We start from the raw sequence: 23,557 nt of genomic DNA, 5'->3' as shown, positions 1-23,557 counted from the left end.
AAGTGAGGAAAATAAGATGACGAGGTTACGAATTCTTTATAACGGAGTCGTCATAGGTATTCTTTGTTCTTTAATGGCTTGGAAGTCAACTTGGCTTCAAATGCGTGTTCCGTTGGGATGGATTATACCGATCGTGGCGATAATTGTTTATCTATGTTACTTGTACTATGGTAAGCATCTGCAACAAAACTGGGCAATCTTTCGATTCCCAGAAACACTGGGAATTACAGTCGTCACATTTCTGATATTATTAATGACATATAGATGGCAACCACTTATTGTTGTTCTGGGAGCTACAATAAGGGAATTATTCCATGCACAGTGGTCGTTTGGGGTCACTTCGGGAATAATATTTGCTATTTTAATTATTTGGTTAATTGCTTTATATGTTGATAGTAGGATGCATCCAGTTGAAAAGATCGTGTCTGGAGATAAGATCAATAAATTAACTACTCAAAGTAAAATTAGTTTAGTTGTAACAATTGTATTCTTAGGTCTTTTAATTGGTTTTTATTATTGGATTCCGGCTTATAAGGATTTCATTGATACAATGAGTTCTTTATTAGCTAGATTAGATATTAAAGGTGTCAGAGACTATATCGACGGCTTTGGTATGTGGGGTCCTTTGATTTCAACATTATTGATGGTTTTCCAATCTGTTTTGGCTCCACTTCCAGCGTTTGTTTTAACATTCGCTAATGCATATCTATATGGATGGTACTTTGGTGCAGCATTATCATGGGGTAGTGCTATGTTGGGAGCATTATTATGTTTCTACATTGCCAGAGGTATTGGTCGTCCATTAGCTGAAAAAATAATCACTAAGAGAGCTCTAGCAAAAATGGATGGATTTTTCGATGAGTACGGTGATTATACAATTGTGATTTTACGTTTACTACCGTTTGTTTCTTTCGATGAAGTTAGTTATGGTGCAGGCTTCACTGACATGAAGGTCGGCAAGTTCTTAATTGCTACCGGAATTGGTCAATTGCCAGCTACTATTGTTTATTCTTTCGTTGGTGGAAGTTTAGGTGGAAGCAAGATGATGATGTTCATGGGCTTAATTGCCTTCATTATCTTGATCGTAGTTTCATTAATTGTGCGTAAAGTTATGATGAATAAACAACAAAACAAAAAATTAAATATGTCCAAATAATTGATGGTTTGACTGTGATTATGAGGTGTAGGAATGAAGAAAGTAGTAATTTTTATCGGTTTAATGATCGTAGGAATTATTTTCTTTTATGAAACTGGTTTGATTGATGAACTTCATAATGTTTCAGCAATGCAAACTTGGTTTCAGCAGCAAGGTTTTCTGGGATACTTTGCTTTCATTCTATTGTGTATTATTACGGCCGTCTTTATGCTACCAGGAGGATTATTGGCTATTGTTGCCGGAATCGCCTATGGTGGATTCTTAGGTGGACTGTTAACCGTTATTGGCAGCACAGTAGGGGCAAGTATTTCATTTGTTTTAGGCAGAACCTTGCTTAGAGATGCGGTCATAAAAAAATATGGTGATAAACCCACCTTTAATAAGATCATGAATGGTGTCAATGAAAATGGTGTTTCATTTTTGATTTTGACGAGATTAGTTCCAATTTTTCCATATGCACTGCAAAGTTACGCTTATGCGTTGACTCCAATGGGATTTTGGAAGTTTTCAACGATATCCGGTTTAACAATGCTTCCGGCATGTTTTATCTATGCTTATATGGCATCTGATATTTTGACGGAAGGATTGTCGACATCGTTGTCGATCAAATTTGCCATTTTTGGTGTGATTTTGTTCTTATTAACATATATTCCAAAGAAAATTGGACAACATAAAAAAATGATATAGTGAGGGGATATTATGCGAGGCAAAAAGCTAATTGCATTATTAGCATTTTTACTTCCTTTATTGGTACTAGGAGGTTGCTCAAATAAGAGCGATGATTCTAAAGGATCAGAAATGCCAACTAGTTATAAAACTGCTTTAAAAGAAGCTAAAGGTAAGACTGTAACTTTCTATGGTTACGGTGGTTCAGATACACAAAATCGTTGGGTTGACGACGTTGTTACACCAATGATGAAAGATAAAGGCATCAAAGTTAAACGTGTTCCAATGAATATCGAAGATATTCTTAAAAAGTTGACTAACGAAAAAGAAGCTAACAAGAAGTCAGGAAACATTGATGTTGTTTGGATCAATGGTGAAAACTTCTATACTGCTAAGAAATTGTCATTATTATCTGGTAACTTAGATAACTCTTTGATTCCAAATATGAAGACATATATTTCTGGTAGTGATCCTGATGCTAAGAGTGATATGGGTACAAAGATCAATAACATGGAAGTTCCTTTTGGAAATGCTCAATTAGTTATGATCGGTAGTAAGCAAATGTTCAATGGGGATTACCCAACTAGTTCAGAAAAATTACTTTCATGGGCTAAGGAAAATCCTGGCAAATTAACATATGTTGCTCCACCAGATTTCACTGGTAGTGCATTCATTAGAAATATTATTTATGAAACAGTTGGATTTGACGCTATTAATAAAGCCCCTGCAACAAAAGCTGGAGTTTATAAAGCTATCAAACCAAGTCTTGATTACTTGAACGAATTAAAACCTTATCTATGGCAAGAAGGTAAGACTTATCCTAAGACAAGTGCTCAAATGGATAAGATGTTTGCTGATCATCAAATTGCTATGACATTCTCATACAACCAAATGTATGCGGCAACTCAAAGAGCTGATGGTAAATTTACTGACGATGCTCAAACATTCGTCTTTGATAAAGGTACTGTTGGTAATTATAGTTATCTTGCTGTTCCAAAGACATCTGATAATAAAGCTGCCGCAGCAGTTCTTATTAACACAATGTTGAGTAAGAAAGCCCAAACAGAACGTCTAAAAGCTAAATATGGATCAAGTATTCCTCCATATTCTGGAAGCAAGGTTCCAGCAAGCATTACTAATGAATTAAATGGTCAAGCTAAAGAAAACAATACTTTGACAATGAATGAATTATCTAAGAAACGTGTTCCAGAAGTTTCTGCTAAGAAGATTCCTATTATCGAAGACTTGTGGAAAGAACATGTTTTGAATGCTGACTAAAAGAAAACTTATCTTGTTATTAAGTCCGTTTTGTCTTTTTATGCTTTTCTTCTTTTTCAGTGCTTTAGCTAAGTCATTAGTGACTAGTTTTGGTTATTACCCTTTAATGGGGATGGAAAAGTTGAGCTTGCATTATTATACTGATGCATTGAATAACAAAGTTTTTCTAAGAATATTTTTTAGAACTTTTATCTTTGCTTTATTTAGTGCGGTATTAGCGTGTTTTTTCGGAACGGCCTTGTCATTCTTGTTTAAGAAAAACGATAATCCGTTTACAAAGCCTTTCTTTAAACTTGCTCAATTACCAGTAATGTTGCCACATATCTTTATTGTGTTAGCTTTACTGCAGTTACTAAGTCAAACAGGATTAGTATCAAGTTTGTTGACTAAAATCGGTATTATACATTCTTATAATAGTTTTCCACTACTATTAAATGATCAGTGGCAAATAGGAATTATCCTGACATATTTGTGGAAGGAGATTCCTTTTGTTATCGTATCTTTAATTTTAGTTTTACGACAAATGGATAACCGCTATCGAATTGTTTCGGAGAATTTAGGAGCAACTAAATGGCAGACATTCTGGAAGGTATCATTGCCTTTACTTATGCCCGCTATTGTTAATGCTTTTATTATTAATTTCTCTTTCAACTTTGGTGCATATGAAGTTCCCTATTTATTAGGTAATCAAACTAAAGAATTGCTACCAGTTTATATTTATGACCTTTATGTTCAGGGTGATTATACGCAGTTGCCAATGATCATGAGTTTGAACTTGATATTATCTGTTTTCTCAATTGCTTTTGCAGGATTAGTTATTTGGTTGAGCAAACATTTACCAGGAGGTCATACAGGTGGCATCTAAAAAATTTACTAAATTAATAGTCTATTTGATTTTTGCGATACTAGTTTTGATGCCGCTGTTTGTTATTTTTATGCTGGCGATCAGCAAAACTTGGAGTTATCCATCACTTTGGCCTAAATGGGTCGATTGGGGATATTATTTCCGTTTCTTATTTACGAGCAAAGAAATACAGTCTTCACTATTTTCTAGTTTAGAGCTAGCGGTAGGGACAGTAGTTTTGACGATCGTAATTGCATATCCTACGGCAATGGCATTGGCTTATTATGATTTTAGAGGTAAAAAATTATTGAATGTACTAGTTTACCTTCCATTAATAATCCCTAGTATTGCACTATTAACAAATATGGATTTCATTATGATCAAATATGGATTAAACGGAACATTCTTTGGTGTTGTTAGTGTGCATACACTATTCTGTTTACCGTATGCGATTAAACTTTTATACGATAATTTAATACTATGGAAAGACAAATATGAGGTAGCGAGTCGAAACCTTGGGGCCTCAACTTTACAAACATTTTTTAAAGTAACGGTTCCGATGAATAAAAGTGGATTACAAGGTGCAGTTATGATGACGTATATCGTTTCTATGACACAATACCTTGCTACACTTTTGATCGGTGACGGCAATTACTTAACCTTATCAGTTAGAATGTTTCCATTCACAACCTCTGGGAAATATCGGATGGCAGCGGTTTATGGAATCACATTTATGCTGGTAACGTTAATACCTCTATATTTGATTGACGTTTGGGTCACACATAAAGGAAGGAAGATAGCTTAAATGTATCATTTAGATAATATTTCTCAAAAAAAGGGAAATACTCAAATACTAAACGGAATCAATTTAAAGATTGATGAAGACAGTATTTTTGCTATTCTGGGGCCTTCTGGAAGTGGTAAAACAACGCTGCTAAATATTTTAGCAGGTATTGATCGCCCAACTGGCGGTAAATTTTTGAATGAAGATGGTCAAGTGGAAAGAGGAATCATGGTTTTCCAAGACTATCGTCTATTTCCACATATGACTGTTTTTCAAAATATTACTTTTGGACTTAAGGTTAAAAAGACCAAAGGCTCTGATATTAAACAAAGAGCAAAAGATATTACAGAAACAATGGGTATTTCAGAGTTGATCAATCGCTATCCAGATGAATTATCAGGTGGACAGCAACAAAGGGTTGCTTTGGCAAGAGCCTTGATCCTTAATCCTAAATTGTTGTTGATGGATGAACCTTTTTCTAGTTTGGATGAAGCTTTAAGAATTGAAATGCTTGATTTCGTAAAGGAATTACAGAGGAAATTTCAATTGACGATCATCTTTGTTACTCATTACAAAACTGAAGCTTATATGCTTTCGAATAAGGTTGCAATTTTAATTAATGGCCAGATTATGCAAGTAGATGCTCCTAAAAAACTTGAGAGTAATCCACAGAATTTTTCAGTAGCAAAATTTTTGGGTCAGGCTAATTTTATTGAGGGTAGTTTGACTAATGATGATTTTGTTTCACCGATTTATTCAGGCAAAGTCAACGTTGTTACAGAAGAAGGAAAGTTATATCTACCTTTTTCTGGACAGTTGCAACTTGATCAAACTGACTATCCAGCTTTTAAAGGAAAAATCGTTGAAAAGAAATGGATGGGTAGCAATTCGGAGCGTGTTTCAATAGAGATCGATAAAAATGTTATTTATTGCGACCTAGCTTCAGAAAGTGTCGACGAAAATAAAGAATATCAATTTTATTTTTCAAAGTTACCAGTGGTGTTTTAAATGTGGTTAACAATAATTATTCCAACTTATCATGATGACGTTTCGTTGAAAAATATTGTTTATGAGATTCAAACTTGGGATCCGGTTGGTGTCGAAGTGATTGTTGTCGATGGAGAAGATAGGACTCGTCCAACATGGCTTCCTAAAATTGTTACTTATCTAAATAGCAAGGCTAATCGAGGTTACCAACTAAAACTTGGGGCTCAAAAAGCACATTCTGAAAAGCTGTTGTTCTTACATGCGGATTCTCACTTCATCAATGGGTCTCCTTTAAAATTATTGAAAAAAACATCGGCTCAGATTGGATTTTTTAGAATTCACTTTGACGATTCAGCATTATTTTTTAAAGTATTAGCCTTTAGCTCAAACATCAGGGCAAAGAGGTTAAAACTAATTTTTGGTGATCAAGGAATGTTCATAACTAAAAAAGTTTATCAATTTGCGGGCGGATTTCCAGTCTTACCATTGATGGAAGATTACGAATTTAGCCGTACTTTAAGTAAATTGCATATTGATTTTACTGAATTCAAGATGCCAATTATGACTAGTGCCAGAAAATATCAAAATGAAGGGCATTTTAAAACTTTTTTTAGAATGCAAAAAATAAGATTCTTTTATAGAATGGGTATTGATCCAGAAATTCTGAAGAGAATGTATTACAGGAGAGGATAAAATGACAGAAGAAATTGTACAGAAAATTCAAACCTATCTCGATCAGAATGATATTTTAAACAAATTAAATTTAGCTGAATTAAAAGATATTTCTTTTTTAGCTCAAGGTGAATATAATCGCAATTTTTTGATCGTTGATAAAAATGATCAAAAAGTAGTTTTTAGAATCAATTATGGTTCACAGATCAATGTTAAACAGCAGGCTCGCTATGAGTATCAAGCTTTAAAAATTCTCTCTGAAAGTCGTCATACACCAGAACCACTTTGGTTAGATGATTCAGAAGAATTTTTCGAGCACGATATTTTGATGGAAAAATTTTTGCCGGGAGAACCGCTAGTTTATCATCGAGATCTAAAAAAAGCAGCACAAATATTTGCTTCAATTCACAATTTGAAATTGGATGATACAGCTTATCAACAGTTAATTGTTGAAAACAGTATTTGTTCCGATCGTTTACATGAGGCTTGGCAGTTGCTAAAGCCAATTAAAGAGAATCAAAAACTAGCGCCAAAGAGTGCTCAAATTTTGTATGATCTGTATGATTGGTGTCAGGAACATAACGCTGACGAACATTTCATTGGTCAAAAACAATGTCTAGTTAATACCGAAGTAAATTCCAATAACTTTTTGATCACGCCAGATTATGGTTGGTTAATTGATTGGGAAAAACCGGTTATTAGTAATGCCGTTCAAGATTTAACACAGTTTATGTCGGATACGACTACTTTGTGGCGTACTGATGAAAAATTATCTGAAGAACAAATTAAAGATTTTTTGACAGAGTATGCTAAGTTGACTAAACAGCCACTTGAGAAAATTGAAGAAAATATTAAAGTATATATGCCGTTCTTATTGTTAAGAGCTTTATCTTGGTGCGGGATGCTGATCAGCACTTATGATGACAAGCCTATTAAAAATGAGGAAATATACAATCGCTGTCAAATGTATTTAAAACCGGAATTTGCTTTACCATTACTACAAAAATATGGGGTGATCCTTTGATCGAAGATGCATATATCATTTTTTCTAAAATACCGGAAGCAGGATATGTTAAAACTAGACTGCAACCTGATCTTTCCGCAGTTGAAGCTGCCAACATTCAAAAATTAATGTTGGATAAATTAATTCGTGTGAGTAAGCAAGTTAAGATTTCAACTGATATCTTTTTCGCGTATAAAGGACATGATGATGCAATAACGGCTGACTTTTTGAACAATTTACCTGATTGGATCCATTGTTTTCCACAAGTTGAGGGAAGCATTGGACTCAAGATGAGTAAAGCTATCGAAGCTGTTCAAGAACAAGGTTATAAAAGGGTCATTCTAACTGGTGGAGATATTCCGCAGTTGACGCCACAGGCCATTGAAAATGCTAAAGCAGCATTGCTAGACCACGACGTAGTTTTAGGACCATCATATGATGGTGGCTATTATATGTTTGGAGCTGGTCAATTATCAGTGGAAGAATTTTTGGATGCTGATATTTCGTGGAGTACAGCTAGTGTTTTAGATACTACTATTAAACTTTTGCAAGATGCTGATAAAACAGTAAAACTATTACCTAAGCTTTTAGATGTAGATTTTAAGGCTGATTTAGATAAAAATATCGAGTTTATAAAGGAAAACTAATGAAATTAATCTATGATTGCGACAATACAATTGGAATTCATGGAAAAGATGTTGATGATGGTTTAACACTGCTCTATCTCTATCAACAGATTAATGTGGAATTACTGGGAGTCACATTAACTTTTGGTAACGGAACGGTTGAACAAGTAGCTCAACAGACTGACAAACTGAAAGAACTCTTTTCACTTGATGTGAAAACTTATCTTGGTAAAGAAAAATATGATTCAGATAAGGAACATTCAGAAGCGGCTAAATTCTTGGCCAAGACTGTTCGTGATAATCCTAATGAAATTACTATTTTGGCAACCGGAAGTTTGAATAATTTGTCAGAAGCAGCAGAAATTGAACCTGATTTTTTCAACTTAGTTAAAGAAATCGTTGTTATGGGCGGACGATTTGCTCAAATGTATATTAATAAAACCGCTGTAACGGAATTGAATTTCTCAATTTCAGATAAGGCAGCTCATGAAGTAGTAAATAGTAATGCTAAATTAACTGTTTCGAGTGGACAATATATTGCCGGGGCTCTATTCAGTTATGATGACCTAGATCAGATCAAAGACTCATCTGAAGAGAAGTTTGTTTGGTTAAAGAAGGTTGTTAAAGATTGGATGGACTATACCAAAGGCATTTGGGATGTCGATGGATTCATAAATTGGGATGGAATCACAGCATTTGCTTTATTAAATCCTGAAGAATTTGTCTTCAAGAACACTCGACTTAGAACAAGCGCCACTGATATGGAAACAGGTTTGATTGAAGAAACTGATCTACCGGATAAGAGACCGGCCAAAGTTTTAACAGAGATCAAAGATTTAGCTAAATTAAATTCAATGTTAATTAAGACATTAAATAAATATTAAGGTGTTTGTATGAAAAAAATAGTTAGTGGATTTTTGTACGGTTTAGCAATGGTCTTGCAAGTTGTATTGTTATGGTTACCATCTGAATTTCAAGATCTCTATGACACGCGTCTCGGATTTATGAGACAAATTCTATTTATGAATGAATCATATCCAGTTAGTGTCAGCCGTTGGATCTTTTGGATCTTAATGGTGGCTTTAGTAGTTTGCTTTATTGAACTTACAAGACAAAGACGAGTAAAAAAAGTATTTCCATATCTTATGGAACTCTGGATCGTTTTGATAACAGGATTAACTACTTTCGGTATTTTGCACATTGGAAGTGAAAGTCCACTCTATTATTACGACTTAATGTGTTTTAGTGTCATAGCTTTCATTAACTTGTTACTAGTATTTAAAATAAGAAAATCAATCAAAAGGGGTTTTTAAAATGTCAATTTTTACAAAAATAGATAATATCTCGATCGATGACTTTCATAAATTATTACCAGAACATCCTAATGTGATCGATGTTCGTTTTCCTGAGGAATATGAAGCAGGACATATACCAGGGGCTATAAACGTTCCATATAAGACGATTAAGAATTTTGTACCTAAGGGTAAAACATACATTATGTGTCATTCAGGAGTTAACAGTGTTAAATCTGCTAAGAAGTTAACTGCTAAAGGATATGATGTTGTTAATATCAAAGGCGGCATGGTTAAATGGAACTACGATGTCAACACAGGTAAAGAAGCATAGTAAAAAGGAGCTGATCAATTCGATCGGCTCCTTTTTCTATACTCTGTTACGTTATTAATCATCAGCATACTTGTCTTCTACAATTGTAACTAATTTTATGGCGGCACTTGAAATGGCGACTGACATTAGTGCAAGGAAGAATGATAAATATCCGGTTAGAATAATATTTCCAAAGCAGACTATTCCATCGATAACGAATAGACTAATGTATTTATCGATTCCAAAGTTCTTGTGAATGATCATGGGTGGGACTGTTGTTCCGCCACTCGACATATCAAGTGTATAAAGAATGGCAACACCAATTCCAAAAATAATACTTCCTACTATTATTGCAATCAGTCTATTTCCGGGAATAATATTGTAAACCGGAGTTAGGAATAACAGGACCGGCAACATAAAGCTACCAAAGATCAATTTAACAGTTGTCATCTTGTCCAGATGGAAATAAGAGAAGATAAGCATGATGATGTTAATAATGAAAACAGAAAGGGATGTGGGTATCGACCAGCCTTCATATAGGAGGATAGCAATGCCGGTTGCACCACCTGCAGCCACTTTATTTGGTTCAAAAAACATGTTCAGACTGAAGGCTATCAACTCCAGTGCAACGAACATAATGAGTATTTTCGCGATAATTCTTATATTTTTATTCGTCATACTTAAAAATATACCACAGCATATTGTGCCTAGACAATAATTAGGATTGCCTTTATAGCAGGTGTTACAGCGATTGTTGTTGCAGAAGTATTACTAAGGTTACAAAAATAGTTGAAATTGTAACCCTGTGTTGGTGGCTATGTAACATTAGCCTGTTAGTATAAGCATCGTTAAGTTGATAAGCAACGAATTATAAATATTAAATATAAGGATGTAAATAAATTTATGAAAAAATTATTATCTATCGCATTGTTAAGTTCAGTAGCACTAACAGCCATTGGAGCAACAACAAACACAGTTGACGCCGCAACAACAGTCGACAGTACACATGTAAAAGTTGAATCAGGTGACACATTTAAGAGTATCGCAGCCGCAAATGGTGTTTCAGTTTCTGCATTGGAACAAGCTAATAATAAAGAAGTCGGTGGATTTGATTTGATCTTCCCAGGCGAAACAATCACATTACCATCAGCAACATCGAATACAGCTTCAACAGATACAACTACACAATCTGCTACAACAACAGCAAATACACAATCAGCAAATACTCAAGTAACAACTGATACAACAAATACACAAACAGCATCAAATACTACACAAACAAGTACAAGTGCTTCAACAGGTACTTCACAAGGAACATTTAAGATCAGTTTCTATGATCCAGCTGTATTAGATTCAAATATGGGTTACAGTGGTGTTGCCGCCAACCTTTCAGTATTCCCTAAAGGAACACAACTAAAGATCACTTTAGCCGACGGTACTGTAATGTATAGAACAGTTAATGATACAGGAACATTTGCTAACAGCAACTCACAACAATTAGACGTTGCTATGCCAAGTTCATCAATTCCTTCATATGGTGTTACATCAGCCACAGTTGAAATTGTTTAATAGATTGAATTAATGAGAACTCCGAAAAGGGGTTCTTTTTTATTCAATTTAATATTTTTATTTTAATAAAGAGAATTTATAACAAGGAAAAATTTGCTTTTTCTAATTTTCAAAAAAGATCTTAAAAGGTTGTTATGACGGAAATTAATGAGTTTAAAATGATTATATTTTATATAATTAATGATTTTAATGTTAACTATTTCTAATAAATCAGTTGACATTTTAATTCATAGATTGTATTATCTTGTCAACGATTAATAAATCAATAACTTCAAACAAAGAGATCAGGGGAAGTAATTTATAGTTGTTTGTACAGAAAGCCTCGGCTGTTGAGAAGAGGACGGACAACTTAAATGAAAATGACCTGTGATTGGTACACTGAGTCCATTTGGATAAAGATGTAATGGTTGGTACCCTTTACAGTACACGCACATAGATTATTTCCGTGTGTTGTTAAGAAAATAAGTGTAAGCTTATTTTGAATTAGAATGGTACCGCGATAAGTCGCTTCTAAAAATATCGAATGATGTTTTTGGAAGCGACTTTTTTTGTTTCCGTTAATGATTTATTAATAATAATTTATATGGGTGGGGATAAGAAGATGAAGATGAAGTTTAAGAAAGTATTTCTATTAGTTTTTACAGCATTATTTATTTTCGTACTGGCAGGTTGTGGAAATCAAAAGAAAGATACAACCGTTAAAGTAGGAATTAATAATTCTGATACTGAGATTTGGAAAGTTGTTAAGAAAAAGGTTAAAAAAGAAGGTATTGATCTCAAAATTGTCGAGTTCAGTGACTATAATCAACCAAATACAGCACTGGCACAAGGCGAAATTGATATGAATGCTTATCAACATAGATATTTCCTAGATTCATGGAACAAGTCACATCATACTAATTTAGTTCCGATCGGCGATACCGTTATTCAACCAATGGCCGCCTTTTCACACAAAATTACTAGTTTAGATCAATTAAAGAGTGGCGCTAAAGTTGCCATTCCAAACGATGCTTCTAATGGAGGCCGTGCTTTACAATTATTGGAGTCAGCGGGAATTATTAAACTTGATGACAGTGTAAAGATGCCAACAACAAAAAACATCAAATCAAATAAATTGAATCTTAAATTTACACCGTTAGATGCTGCTCAAACAGCCCGTTCACTTGATGATGTAGATGTTGCTATCGTTAACGGTAACGTCGCTAGTGATGCTAAATTAGATCCTAATAAGGCAATTTATACAGAAAAAGTTAATGCTAAATCCAAACCATGGATCAATATCATAGTTGTAGATAAGAAGAATAAGGATAATAAAGATTATAAGAAAGTTGTTAAAGCTTTCCAAACTAAAGCCGTTGCTAAAGAAATCAAGAAGGTTTATGGAGGAAGTGCAATTCCAGCTTGGAACAACGATCTTAAATAGGGGGAATTAATTATGAAGAAATTAAATAAACTAACTAAGGTTTTATTACTAGCTATTTCATTTTTCTCAATTTTTGCACTAGTAGGTTGTGGTCAACAAAAAGACTCCGAAAATAAAACAGTTAAAATTGGTATTTACGGATCAGATGACCGTGTCTGGAAGCCAATCGTCAGTAAATTAAAGAAACAAGGAATTACCCTTAAAATTGTTGAATTTAATGATTACAACACACCAAACAAAGCTTTGGAATCAGGAGAATTAGATATTAATGCTTTCCAAAACTATCACTTCATGAATGATTGGAATAAAGCCAATAAAGGTGACATTGTTTCTATCGGTGATACATATATCGCACCTTTAAGAGTTTATTCTAAGTCATTAAAGAGTATCAGCGAATTAAAGGATGGTGCTAAAGTCGCCATTCCTAGTGATTCAACAAATGAAGATCGTGGTTTAAGAGTCTTGAAACAAGCTGGACTTATTAAATTAAAGGATAAGTCATCACTTTTGACTACAAAGGATATAACTGATAATCCTAAGAATTTGGATATTACACCACTAGATGCTGCTCAAACAGCTCATTCACTTACTGATGTAGCTATTGCTGTTGTTAATAACGATGTTGCTCAAGATGCAAAATTAAAACCAAGTACAGCTATTTATAAAGAAAAGATAACTAAAGAATCAAAACCATATGTAAATATTGTTGCTACAACAAAGAAGAACAAAGATAACAAGACATACAAGAAAGTTGTAAAGGCTTACCAAACAGAAGCTACTGCCAAGAAGATCAAAGAAGTTTATAATGGTTCAACGTATGCAGCATGGGACTACAAGTTCTAACATAATTATTAGAATTTAAGTGAGGAGTAATTGAATGGTAGAAAAAGGCGGAATAATACAGCTTAAGAATATTGATGTTACTTTCCATAATGAAGGAAAAACTATCGAAGCTGTTAAGGATGTATCCATTAATGTAAATAAGGGTGATATCTTCGGTGTTATTGGTTATTCCGGCGCAGGAAAGAGTACGTTGGTACGTGTCATTAATTTATTGCAAAAACCTACATCAGGTGAAGTTATTGTTAATGACAAGAGTTTGACTAAATTAAGCGTTAAAGATCTACGAAAAGAACGAAAAAATATTGGTATGATTTTTCAGCATTTTAATTTGATGCGTTCACTGACAGTATTTGGAAATGTAGATTTTCCTTTACGTGATTCAAAATTGTCAAAACAAGAACGTAAAGAAAAGGTTAATAATCTATTAAATCTAGTTGGCTTGGACGATCGTGCCAATAACTATCCTTCGCAACTATCTGGTGGACAAAAGCAGCGTGTTGCTATTGCCCGTGCCTTAGCCAGTGATCCAGAGATTTTGATTTCAGATGAGGCTACTAGTGCGTTGGATCCTAAAACAACAACTGAAATTTTAACTTTATTAGGACGTTTGAATAAAGAATTAGGAATTACGATCGTTATTATTACCCATGAAATGGACGCGATCAAACAGATCTGTAATCGAGTAGCAGTTATGGAAGATGGGGCATTAATAGAAGAAGGAAACTTATTAACTATTTTTGGTAGCCCTAAGAAGAAATTAACTAAAGACTTTGTTAATACATCGACACAAATCAGTTCTGTTTTAGAAGAAATCAAGAAGAGCGGTATTGCAGGAGCTATTTCTGGTCGTCTAGTTGAATTGAATTACATTGGTAATGTAACTAATGAACCATTAGTAGTTGGTTTGTATAAGAAGTTTAATGTAGAAGCTAACATACTTTTCAGTAATATTGAGAGATTACAAGGAACTACGGTAGGTATTATGTTACTAGCTTTAACAGGTGATGATGAAAAAGTTAGTGAAGCAATTAAATATTTAAATGAATTAAACGTTAATGTTAAAGAGATCAATATTGCAGAAAGTGAGGAGGATTAATTTGACAAACTTCATTAATACATATCTTCCTAACGTTGTAGCAAACTGGGAAGGCGATAATGGCTTTGTAGTCGCTATCTGGCAAACTTTATATATGACTTTTGTCAGTGCTGTATTTGCTGGGATTTTCGGTATCATTCTAGGAATCTTATTGGTAGTGACAACAGATGATGGTATTACACCACACAAAAACTTTTATAATATCCTAGATAAATTAGTCAATCTATTCCGTTCGATCCCGTTTGTTATTTTACTTGCTGTTATTGGACCTTTTACAAAGTTAGTCGTTGGTCAAACAATTGGACCAAAGGGTGCATTAGTACCATTGATTATTGGTACTGCACCGTTCTTTGCTAGACAAGTTCAATTAGCACTGGTTGAAGTTGATCATGGTGTCATTGAAGCAGCAGAAGCAATGGGATTATCACCTTTAAAAATTATTTTTAGAGTTTACTTAAAAGAAGGTCTTCCTGAATTGATCCGTTCAGGTACTTTTACAATAATTAGTTTGATCGGATTAACTGCTATGGCTGGAGCCGTTGGTGGTGGTGGTCTTGGTAACATGGCAATTGCGGTCGGTTATCAAAGATTTGAAAATGATGTAACTATTATTTCCATGGTATTCATCCTGATACTAGTCTTTATTATTCAGGGAATTGGTGATTTACTAGTTCGTAAACTGGAACATTAAATAATAATCTCAAAAATTCCAAGTAGAAGTTAAATTATCTACTTGGATTTTTTTTATTGACTTACTGAATGAACATATTTATAATTCATTCAGTAAGCTACGGAGGAAAAAATGAAATCAATGATGATAAAGGGATTATTAATTATTTTTTTATTGGCAGTTGTATTCGTTGGCTTGTTTACTTGGGCAGAACAAACCGATAGAAGGATCAACGTTAATAATTTTTCAGTTAGTAAATTAGGTAACCGTCAAATAAATTTGAATAATGTGGATAACCTTTCCATAACCGTTCGAAGTACCAAATTAAAGATTGTTAGTGGGGATGTTTCAAAGGTGATCTTAAAAAATGTTTCAAAGGATCAATATAAGATAGACGAGACTAACAATGATACAAGAATTTTTGAAAAGAATGCTGATCGACATAATTTTGAAATTGGGAAATCATCTGAAATAAAAATTGTAGTTCCCAAAAAGGTCAAGGATATTACCATAAGACAGTTAAATGGGACGATCAATTTGAATAATTTAGAAGTAAGTCAATTAAATATAGAACATCAAAATGGAACCACTTTAGCGAATGGTTTAAAAATAGATGAACTTGGTTCGATCGATAAGAAGAATGGTAAAACTTCGTTGAATGATATAAACGTAAAAGGCTTAAAAGTTAGTATTAAAAATGGTGGTTTTACCTTAAATGGGACAAAAAAAATAAGCTCTAACGAGACTTATGATGATCATGAAAGTAATCAATTAAGAATAAATAGTGGTTCAGGACAAGTTATGATTAAAACTAGATAATGTGACAAAATTGTAAGGTGATTGTAAGTGTCATAAATGTACTTAAATTGTTAAATCAATTATATTATTAATAAAGAAAAGGGGGAATTACTTATGCATATTCCAATTAAGAGATCAAAAAATAATAAGATTATTGCGGGTGTCGTTGGCGGTATTGCTGAACATTACGGATGGAATGCTGCAATTGCACGTGTACTTTGGGTAATAATTGCCCTAACACCACTTCCTGGTATTATTGCTTATTTAGTTCTATGGATGTTAATGGAAAGTCCAGAATAGGAGAGACTTATGCATATACCAATTAAACGTTCAAAAACAAATCAAATCTTTGGTGGAGTCATTGCCGGCATATGTGAACATTACGATTGGGATCCAGCCGTCGGTCGTGTGCTTTACGTTGTTTTAACAATCACCCCAGTTTTCCCTGGATTAATAGTTTACCTATTATTATGGCTATTGATGGATAAGCCAGCGTGAAATAAGGCGGTTAGAGACTGAGCATATCATAGAACATCGGATAATTGTGTACTTTCAATTTTTAGATATTCGTAGATAAGCGGAGGTCTCTGCCTTATGGAGCGCGGTTCAATAGTAATACAACAAGAGGATGTGACTTTCGTCACATCCTCATTTTTTTCTATTTAATTATGACGTGGAATTTCTTCGTTAAAACTGTAAAATTGTGACTTATCAGAAAAATCAGCCATATATTGACCATTTAAACCAGCTTTTTGACCAAAGGTACCAAGGTCTATTATGATTGATTCTTCTGGCTTTAGAAAATGGATTTTTCCCTTCATAGCCATACTACGTATATAGTTAATCATTTTAATGATTAAAGATTCGGGATTCTTGTCGCTATCAACTTTCTTTTCTACTTGGTTTAAGACATCAATAATATCTAATAATTCTGATGACTGATTGTCATATTTTAATAATCCCTTATTGAGATCCTCAATTGCAATTTTTGCGTCTGAGCTTGTTTTTACTTCTGTCATAATTAATTCCCCCCATGAATTTACACTAATTATAGTATTGAAAACCAAGTCAATTTTATTACAGAAATTGATGTTCGTCAATTTACTTAAAACCACCATTCAATAAGGATGTTAAATATTTATCAGCAGTTTTTGAGTCAATGTTAGGTTGCTCGAATAGACACCATTCAAGAACGGCAATAATCAAATCGCTGTAAAAACGTGCTAATAATTTAGCGGGGACTTCAATTTGGTTATTGGTTGAGCAGTAATCATAAACTAATTTATTGGCTTCTTGTCGTAAATACCCAGACATGCTGCGCCAGAGATTAGAATCGACACCATTGTTTTTAGTTATATTTTTTACTAGATCTTGATGACGGTCAAAAAAATCTAATAAGAGATTAAAAATACTAATGATTCCTTCTTCATCATCAGAATCATCGGAAATTTTAGATAGAATATCTTTTCCAATGTAGGACCAAAAATATTGAAGTAAATCATACTTGTCGTCAAAATAATTATAGAAAGTGGCACGAGGATATTCACTCTTTTTACAAATGTCATTTACAGTTATCTTATCAAATTCTTTTTCGCCCAAGGCTTCAAAAAGTGCCATTCGAAAGGCTTTTAGTGTTCGCTTTGCGCCTAGTGTCAGGTGCTTAGTCACATCAATTTTCATACGTTATCTCACCCTAATATTAAATGCATTTCAATATTTCGACTTTAACATATGTTCATTTTTTTACAAGTGCAAAAATGTAAACGATTTATTTTTTCATTGATTTTTCCATTTTTCATCTTATTCAGGAAATACGTTTTAAATGTTTTGCATTATTATTAAATTTGTCTAAATTTTAACAGTAAATTAGGGATTGTCTCTTGCCTATATCCTAAAATAATTTTATTATTATCTTTGTGTTTGACAACTGTCAATTATTTTACACTTGAATTGATTACGGGATTGGGAGTATAGGAATGAAATGGATTACTAAAAAATATACAGCGGCATTAATTTTATGGGTTGTTGTTGTTATAGCTGCAATTTTTGCTATGCCAAATGTTTCTCAGTTGGTTCGTGATAATGGAACGATTACATTACCAAGCTATACTGAGAGTCAAAAGGCTCAAAGAATTGAAAAGAAGGCTAATGGCAACAAGTCAGTCATAACATATACGGCTGTATTTAATAATACTGATAATACTAAATTATCTAAAAGTCAGTCGGAAGATATTACTGACAAGCTAAATCAGTTACAAAATACTAGTTATCTTAAAGTTAAAAAGGTAATGGGTCCTAGTGACAATGCTCAAACTAAAAAGCAGTTGATTGCTAAGGATAAAACAACACAATTAGCTCAAATAACTGTTAAGAGTAACGGCGAAATAAGTAAACAAGTTGATGAATTACAAAGTCAATTAAAGGTTTCAGGTATTAAAACCTATGTTACAGGTTCTGATGCTTTAAATGATGACTTTACAACTGTTACTGAAAAAGGTATCCAAAAGACTGAAGTTATTGCGGTTATCTTCATTTTCATCGTATTGATCTTAGTCTTCAGATCGCCTATTGTACCTTTGATTTCATTATTGAATGTTGGTATATCCTTTGTTACATCGTTGAGTATTGTAATGAACTTGGCGGAAAAGGCTAATTTTCCAATATCCAACTTTACTCAAGTGTTCTTGGTAGTTGTACTATTCGGAATTGGTACAGATTATAATATTTTACTTTATAACTACTTTAAAGGAGCTCTTTCTAGGGGAATGTCGGCGGTCGAAGCAGCACACGATGCCCAGCGCCATGGTGGCCGAACGATACTTTATAGTGGATTGTCTGTTTTAATTGGATTTACAGTTTTAGCACTTGCTAAATTTGAGTTCTATCAAAGTGCGGTTGCGGTTGCAATCGGAGTTCTTGTTTTACTAGCAGTGTTATTAACTTTAAATATGTTCTTTATGGAAACACTTGGAGCCAGAATGTTTTGGCCAAGTAAAATTACTAAAGGTTCTGGTAAGAGCCGTATCTGGTATGGTTTATCACGTTCAGCATTGGCATATCCAGTCGTTATCATCGCCGTTATCGCTGTTATCGGGATTCCATTCTTGATTAATTCCAACTCACAATTAAACTTTAACAATGCCGATGAAGTTCCTGATACTTATCAAGCTAAACGTGGTTATGAAGTAATTCAAGATCACTTTAGTAAGGGAATGTCTGCTCCAGCAACAGTTTATATTCAAAGTGATTCTAAACTGAATACACAGGCTAAACTTGCTGCTATTGATGATTTAACACAATACTTGAAACAAGAGCCAGGTGTTAAAACAGTTGCTTCAGCAACACAACCAGGTGGAAGTAAAATTAAGAGTATGTACTTAAAAGATCAATTAGCTACTATTACTAATGGATTAAATACTTCAACTAAAGGTATTGAACAAATCAAAGCTGGATTAACTTCAGCAAGTACTCAACTTGAAGCATCTGATATTAGTGGCAGTACAGCTCAAGTACAAGCTTTGGCAGATGGTACTAGCCAATTGCAAAGTGGAGCTCAACAGTTATCTAGTGGTATTAATCAATATACAAGCGGAGTTTCAAGTGTTAATAGCGGACTTCAAAGTGCTAATAGTTCTATGCCTGCTTTAACAAGTGGAGTTTCTACTTTAACAAGTAGTTCTCAACAATTAACTTCAGGTCTATCTCAATTACAAACTCAAGTTAGTTCGTTATCATCACAAGCTAGTCAAATTATGGCTATGTTGGCAAGTTCTGGACAAAATACTTCGGCAATGGCATCAGAAATGGGTGCGTTGCAAAGTGCAATTAGTCAATTGTCAGCAGGTTCTGCCGCAATTTCTGGTGGTATGAATCAATTGCAAGGTCAAGTACCAGCACTTACTTCTGGTATGTCTACTTTGGCAAATGGTACAAGTACCTTAGCCGCATCTAGTTCTACATTAACTAGTGGTGGTCAAAGTGTCGCTAGTGGTGCTGCAACTGTTAATAGCGGTGTTCAACAAATGAACACACAACTTCAAGCAATGGCAGCTCAAGTTACTGAACTTGAAGATGGTCTAACTAGTGCAACTGATGGTCTTGATACTTTGGCACAAGGTAACGCAAGTATGAAATCATATCTTGATGAATTACAAAAGTCATATATTGGAAATGATTTCTATCTTCCAAAGGCATCCATCAAGAGTTCTGTCTTTAAACCTTCATTAGATGCATATATGGATAAAGATCGTAAGATTGCTGAATTAACCTTAGTATTTAAGGGTGATCCAAATAGTGAGAAAGTTTCTAAGCAATTGAAGACCATTCAATCAGATATGAAGTCTCACTTGAAACATAGTGCCCTAAAGGACACAACTGTTGCAGTTGGTGGACAAACTTCTGAAAATAATGATTTACGTAAATTAGCTAATGGCGACTTTGGTCGTACAGCAATCATCATGACGATTGGTATTGGTATAGCCTTGATCGTTGTTACTGAGTCAATTTTGCAACCAATGACAATTATTGGAACATTACTATTAACTTATGAAGCATCTATGGGAATCACACGTTTTGTATCTCGTGTGGCTTTAGGTGATTCGATGTTAAGTTGGAACACACCGTTCTTTACTTTCATTATGTTGATGGCCTTAGGTGTTGATTACAGTATCTTCTTGATGGTTCGCTTTAAGGATGAAAAAGAACCTGATCTAAAAGTTAGAATGCTAAATGCTGCAACTGCAATAGGTTCAGTCGTAATTTCAGCAGCAATTATTTTAAGTGGTACCTTCGCTGCTTTAATCCCATCTGGCGTTACAACTTTGATTCAGGTTGCTCTAGGTGTCATAATTGGATTGATTATATTAGTAATAATCCTTCCATTAACGTTATCATCGCTAATAAGTATGATAACCTGGCATGAAAATAGGATTCATCGAGTAGCACAACCTAAAAAAGGTATAAGTAACCGTAAGAAAAAGAAACCAGAAACAACTGAATAAAAGATGATAAGATCTGTAATCCGATTGGGTTACAGATCTTATTTGTTTTAAACTAGTATTATTGGTATGAGAGGGAGGACTGTTATGAATATTTATCGCTTAGAAATTTTTATAGATTTAGTTAAAACACTTAATTATACAAATACTGCCGAAAACTTTTTTACAACTCAAAGTAACATTTCCAAACAAATTTTGAGTTTGGAAAAATAACTTAAAATTAAGTTATTTGAACGGGCACATCGTAAAATTGAGTTAACGCCCGCTGGAAAAATTGTTTTGAACCACGCTCAAAAAATAATTTCTGAATCTAACCTAATGAAGCAGGAATTAAACGATATTAATACTAAGATCAACTCTACAATTCATATTTTAACAATTCCAACTATGCCAAATTATCAAAGCTTTACGATGATCACGGAGTTCATTAATTCACATCCTAATATTCAGTTGTTACTTAAAGAAGCAGAAAGTAATAGTTTATTTTCAAATCTAAGTGATAATCAATGTGATATTATTTTTGCACGTACATTCAACTTCAATAATGATAAATTTGAAGAGTTACCCATGGAAACCGACAAATTCGTTGCGGTATTGCCAAGAGATCATAAATCTGCCAACAAAAAAGAAATAGAATTATCAGCTTTAAATACAGAGAGATTTTTAATATTAGGACCTTCAACTAATCTTTATGAACCAGTAATATCGCTGGCAAATCAAGCCGGTTTTGATCCACAAATAACTTATAAAGGCTCAAGGACGGATTTAATTGTACAAATGGTTGAAAAGGGAGTAGGAGTTTCTATTTTGACTGAAAAAACTATCTCTGCCTTTAAAAATAAAAATATCGCCATATTACCCTTAAAGCATAGTATTGATAGTAAATTGAGTTTTTTTAGGAAAAAAGGTCAGCACTCAGATGCTAATAATCGCTTTTGGGAATATATAAGAGAGAACCATTCCATTTCGGAATAGTTCTCTCTTTTATTTGAATTGTTTCAATCAGCATAAAAAATTACACTTAACTTGTTAATAAATTTAGGAGGCAAACTTAATGTCAGATGAATTATATGATTTAAGAAAAGTTATCGACGAGTTGAAAGAATTGCCTGGACAATTTCATGAAACAGATATTCCAGTTGATCCAAATGCAGAATTATCTGGAGTTTATCGTTATATCGGTGCAGGTGGAACAGTTGAACGCCCGACAACTGAAGGTCCAGCGATGATGTTCAATAATGTTAAAGGATTTCCTGATACTAGAGTTTTAATTGGTACTATGGCAAGTCGTAAACGTGTTGGTAAGATACTTCATCACGATTACAAAACGCTTGGTCGCCTATTAAAAGATTCAGTTGAAAATCCAATCAAACCTGTAAAAGTAAGCCATCAAGAAGCGCCAGCACAGGAAGTAGTACATTTATCAACTGATAAAGATTTTGACATTAGAAAATTAATTGCTGCTCCGACAAATACTGAATATGACGCTGGTCCTTATATTACAATGGGATTAGTTTTTGGCTCGGATCCCGACAAAACTATGAGTGATGTAACGATACATCGAATGGTCTTGGAAGATAAGGATACGATTGGAATGTATATCATGCCGGGAGGGCGTCATATAGGACATTTCCAAAAACAATTTGAGAAGATCAACAAACCAATGCCGATCACAATAAATATCGGCTTGGATCCCGCTATAACGATAGGAGCTACGTTTGAACCGCCTACAACACCACTTGGCTATAATGAATTATGGATCGCCGGTGCTTTGAGAAATCAAGCTGTTCAGTTGGTTGATGGCGTATCGGTAAATGAGATGGGAATTGCACGTTCGGAGTACATTATTGAGGCTGAAATTATGCCTAATCAAACTATGCAAGAAGACATTAATACTAATACAGGCAAAGCAATGCCAGAATTTCCCGGCTACGATGGCGATGCCAATCCAGCTGTTAATGTTGTGAAAGTAAAGGCAGTTACACATAGAAAAAATAATCCTATTATGCAGACAACTATCGGTCCTAGTGAGGAACATGTTTCAATGGCAGGTATCCCCACAGAAGCAAGTATCTTGGAATTAGTTGATAAAGCTATTCCCGGAAAAGTAGTTAATGTTTATAATCCACCAGCTGGTGGTGGAAAATTAATGACCATTATGCAGATCCATAAAGATAATGAGGCCGATGAAGGTTTGCAAAGACAAGCTGCTATTTTAGCATTATCGGCATTTAAGGAATTGAAAACAGTTATTTTAGTGGATGAAGATGTGGATATCTTTGATATGAATGATGTTATTTGGACCTTGAATACAAGATTTCAAGGCGACAAAGATATTATGGTTTTACCAGGTATGAGAAATCATCCATTAGATCCTTCGGAACTACCAGAATATGATCCCAAATCGATTCGTTTTCGTGGAATGAGTTCTAAAACTATTTTGGATGGGACAGTACCTTTTGATATGAAAGATCATTTTGTTAGAGCTCAATTTAAGAAAGTTAAGGATTGGCAAAAGTATTTGAAGTAGAGGTGTCGTC

27 protein-coding genes are annotated in these 23,557 nt (G+C 34.0%); 24 read left to right on the top strand and 3 right to left on the bottom strand.

Annotated features, from left to right (window positions below; all coding sequences use genetic code 11):
- Nucleotides 1-16 precede the first annotated feature (16 nt).
- Genes EKM77_RS03625 through EKM77_RS03570 form a run of 12 tightly spaced genes read left to right on the top strand, consistent with a single transcriptional unit; the run spans nucleotide 17 to nucleotide 9,642 of the window.
- On the top strand, nucleotides 17-1,156 hold the full coding sequence (locus tag EKM77_RS03625) for a TVP38/TMEM64 family protein (RefSeq protein ID WP_225425176.1): 1,140 nt from the start codon (nucleotides 17-19) through the stop codon (nucleotides 1,154-1,156).
- A gap of 33 nt (nucleotides 1,157-1,189) precedes the next feature.
- A complete protein-coding gene (locus EKM77_RS03620; protein ID WP_125592673.1) occupies nucleotides 1,190-1,843 on the top strand; it encodes a TVP38/TMEM64 family protein in 654 nt (217 codons plus the stop codon).
- A gap of 12 nt (nucleotides 1,844-1,855) precedes the next feature.
- Nucleotides 1,856-3,100, top strand: coding sequence for an ABC transporter substrate-binding protein (locus tag EKM77_RS03615; RefSeq protein ID WP_125592672.1), 1,245 nt, complete (start codon nucleotides 1,856-1,858; stop codon nucleotides 3,098-3,100).
- On the top strand, nucleotides 3,090-3,965 hold the full coding sequence (locus EKM77_RS03610) for an ABC transporter permease (RefSeq protein ID WP_164507701.1): 876 nt from the start codon (nucleotides 3,090-3,092) through the stop codon (nucleotides 3,963-3,965). The genes EKM77_RS03615 and EKM77_RS03610 overlap by 11 nt, the downstream gene beginning before the upstream one ends.
- Nucleotides 3,955-4,749: an ABC transporter permease gene (locus tag EKM77_RS03605; RefSeq protein ID WP_125592671.1), complete on the top strand. Its 795-nt coding sequence runs from the start codon at nucleotides 3,955-3,957 to the stop codon at nucleotides 4,747-4,749. The genes EKM77_RS03610 and EKM77_RS03605 overlap by 11 nt, the downstream gene beginning before the upstream one ends.
- Complete coding sequence (locus tag EKM77_RS03600; RefSeq protein WP_125592670.1) at nucleotides 4,750-5,736, top strand: ABC transporter ATP-binding protein; 987 nt, start codon at nucleotides 4,750-4,752, stop codon at nucleotides 5,734-5,736. It begins immediately after the preceding gene.
- Entirely contained in the window at nucleotides 5,737-6,408 is a 672-nt protein-coding gene (locus EKM77_RS03595) for a TIGR04283 family arsenosugar biosynthesis glycosyltransferase (RefSeq protein WP_125592669.1), read from the top strand.
- Between the two features lies 1 nt (nucleotide 6,409).
- On the top strand, nucleotides 6,410-7,411 hold the full coding sequence (locus EKM77_RS03590; RefSeq protein WP_125592668.1) for an aminoglycoside phosphotransferase family protein: 1,002 nt from the start codon (nucleotides 6,410-6,412) through the stop codon (nucleotides 7,409-7,411).
- Complete coding sequence (locus tag EKM77_RS03585) at nucleotides 7,408-8,037, top strand: TIGR04282 family arsenosugar biosynthesis glycosyltransferase (RefSeq protein ID WP_164507700.1); 630 nt, start codon at nucleotides 7,408-7,410, stop codon at nucleotides 8,035-8,037. The genes EKM77_RS03590 and EKM77_RS03585 overlap by 4 nt, the downstream gene beginning before the upstream one ends.
- A complete protein-coding gene (locus tag EKM77_RS03580; RefSeq protein ID WP_125592666.1) occupies nucleotides 8,037-8,900 on the top strand; it encodes a nucleoside hydrolase in 864 nt (287 codons plus the stop codon). Before EKM77_RS03585 ends, EKM77_RS03580 begins: the two co-directional genes overlap by 1 nt.
- A gap of 9 nt (nucleotides 8,901-8,909) precedes the next feature.
- Nucleotides 8,910-9,329, top strand: a complete 420-nt coding sequence (locus EKM77_RS03575) for a hypothetical protein (protein ID WP_125592665.1) — start codon at nucleotides 8,910-8,912, stop codon at nucleotides 9,327-9,329.
- 1 nt (nucleotide 9,330) lies between these two features.
- The gene (locus EKM77_RS03570) at nucleotides 9,331-9,642 is read left to right on the top strand and encodes a rhodanese-like domain-containing protein (RefSeq protein WP_125592664.1); all 312 of its coding nucleotides are present in this window, start codon (nucleotides 9,331-9,333) and stop codon (nucleotides 9,640-9,642) included.
- A gap of 54 nt (nucleotides 9,643-9,696) precedes the next feature.
- On the opposite strand, the gene EKM77_RS03565 is transcribed toward EKM77_RS03570, so the two are convergent.
- Nucleotides 9,697-10,257, bottom strand: a complete 561-nt coding sequence (locus EKM77_RS03565) for a YitT family protein (RefSeq protein WP_164507699.1) — start codon at nucleotides 10,255-10,257, stop codon at nucleotides 9,697-9,699.
- A gap of 267 nt (nucleotides 10,258-10,524) precedes the next feature.
- Between EKM77_RS03565 and EKM77_RS03560 the strand changes: the two genes are divergently transcribed.
- The 8 genes from EKM77_RS03560 to EKM77_RS03525 all read left to right on the top strand — a co-directional run bounded on the left by EKM77_RS03560 (nucleotide 10,525) and on the right by EKM77_RS03525 (nucleotide 16,518).
- Nucleotides 10,525-11,190: a LysM peptidoglycan-binding domain-containing protein gene (locus EKM77_RS03560; RefSeq protein WP_125592662.1), complete on the top strand. Its 666-nt coding sequence runs from the start codon at nucleotides 10,525-10,527 to the stop codon at nucleotides 11,188-11,190.
- A gap of 607 nt (nucleotides 11,191-11,797) precedes the next feature.
- Nucleotides 11,798-12,613 (top strand): MetQ/NlpA family ABC transporter substrate-binding protein, encoded by an 816-nt coding sequence (locus tag EKM77_RS03555; protein ID WP_377729294.1) that lies wholly within the window; start codon nucleotides 11,798-11,800, stop codon nucleotides 12,611-12,613.
- A gap of 12 nt (nucleotides 12,614-12,625) precedes the next feature.
- A complete protein-coding gene (locus tag EKM77_RS03550) occupies nucleotides 12,626-13,456 on the top strand; it encodes a MetQ/NlpA family ABC transporter substrate-binding protein (protein WP_125592661.1) in 831 nt (276 codons plus the stop codon).
- 52 nt (nucleotides 13,457-13,508) lie between these two features.
- The gene (locus EKM77_RS03545) at nucleotides 13,509-14,552 is read left to right on the top strand and encodes a methionine ABC transporter ATP-binding protein (protein WP_377729292.1); all 1,044 of its coding nucleotides are present in this window, start codon (nucleotides 13,509-13,511) and stop codon (nucleotides 14,550-14,552) included.
- 1 nt (nucleotide 14,553) lies between these two features.
- A complete protein-coding gene (locus EKM77_RS03540) occupies nucleotides 14,554-15,243 on the top strand; it encodes a methionine ABC transporter permease (protein ID WP_125592659.1) in 690 nt (229 codons plus the stop codon).
- 111 nt (nucleotides 15,244-15,354) lie between these two features.
- On the top strand, nucleotides 15,355-16,041 hold the full coding sequence (locus tag EKM77_RS03535; protein WP_125592658.1) for a DUF4097 family beta strand repeat-containing protein: 687 nt from the start codon (nucleotides 15,355-15,357) through the stop codon (nucleotides 16,039-16,041).
- Between the two features lie 93 nt (nucleotides 16,042-16,134).
- The gene (locus EKM77_RS03530; RefSeq protein WP_125592657.1) at nucleotides 16,135-16,320 is read left to right on the top strand and encodes a PspC domain-containing protein; all 186 of its coding nucleotides are present in this window, start codon (nucleotides 16,135-16,137) and stop codon (nucleotides 16,318-16,320) included.
- A 9-nt stretch (nucleotides 16,321-16,329) separates the two neighbouring features.
- Nucleotides 16,330-16,518, top strand: a complete 189-nt coding sequence (locus tag EKM77_RS03525) for a PspC domain-containing protein (protein WP_125592656.1) — start codon at nucleotides 16,330-16,332, stop codon at nucleotides 16,516-16,518.
- A gap of 164 nt (nucleotides 16,519-16,682) precedes the next feature.
- On the opposite strand, the gene EKM77_RS03520 is transcribed toward EKM77_RS03525, so the two are convergent.
- Nucleotides 16,683-17,039, bottom strand: coding sequence for a bacteriocin immunity protein (locus EKM77_RS03520; RefSeq protein ID WP_125592655.1), 357 nt, complete (start codon nucleotides 17,037-17,039; stop codon nucleotides 16,683-16,685).
- An 82-nt stretch (nucleotides 17,040-17,121) separates the two neighbouring features.
- On the bottom strand, nucleotides 17,122-17,700 hold the full coding sequence (locus tag EKM77_RS03515) for a TetR/AcrR family transcriptional regulator (protein WP_125592654.1): 579 nt from the start codon (nucleotides 17,698-17,700) through the stop codon (nucleotides 17,122-17,124).
- A gap of 296 nt (nucleotides 17,701-17,996) precedes the next feature.
- Between EKM77_RS03515 and EKM77_RS03510 the strand changes: the two genes are divergently transcribed.
- From EKM77_RS03510 to EKM77_RS03500, 4 genes are all read left to right on the top strand, one after another.
- A complete protein-coding gene (locus tag EKM77_RS03510; protein WP_125592653.1) occupies nucleotides 17,997-21,020 on the top strand; it encodes an MMPL family transporter in 3,024 nt (1,007 codons plus the stop codon).
- Between the two features lie 84 nt (nucleotides 21,021-21,104).
- Nucleotides 21,105-21,230: a helix-turn-helix domain-containing protein gene (locus EKM77_RS11030; RefSeq protein ID WP_225425175.1), complete on the top strand. Its 126-nt coding sequence runs from the start codon at nucleotides 21,105-21,107 to the stop codon at nucleotides 21,228-21,230.
- A 66-nt stretch (nucleotides 21,231-21,296) separates the two neighbouring features.
- Complete coding sequence (locus EKM77_RS03505; protein WP_225425174.1) at nucleotides 21,297-21,992, top strand: LysR family transcriptional regulator substrate-binding protein; 696 nt, start codon at nucleotides 21,297-21,299, stop codon at nucleotides 21,990-21,992.
- Nucleotides 21,993-22,071: 79 nt separating this feature from the next.
- Entirely contained in the window at nucleotides 22,072-23,547 is a 1,476-nt protein-coding gene (locus tag EKM77_RS03500) for a UbiD family decarboxylase (protein WP_125592652.1), read from the top strand.
- Nucleotides 23,548-23,557 lie beyond the last annotated feature (10 nt).

The organism is Companilactobacillus baiquanensis (genome assembly GCF_003946605.1).
Lineage (GTDB): Bacteria > Bacillota > Bacilli > Lactobacillales > Lactobacillaceae > Companilactobacillus > Companilactobacillus baiquanensis.
This window is presented reverse-complemented; position numbering and strand designations above follow the sequence as displayed.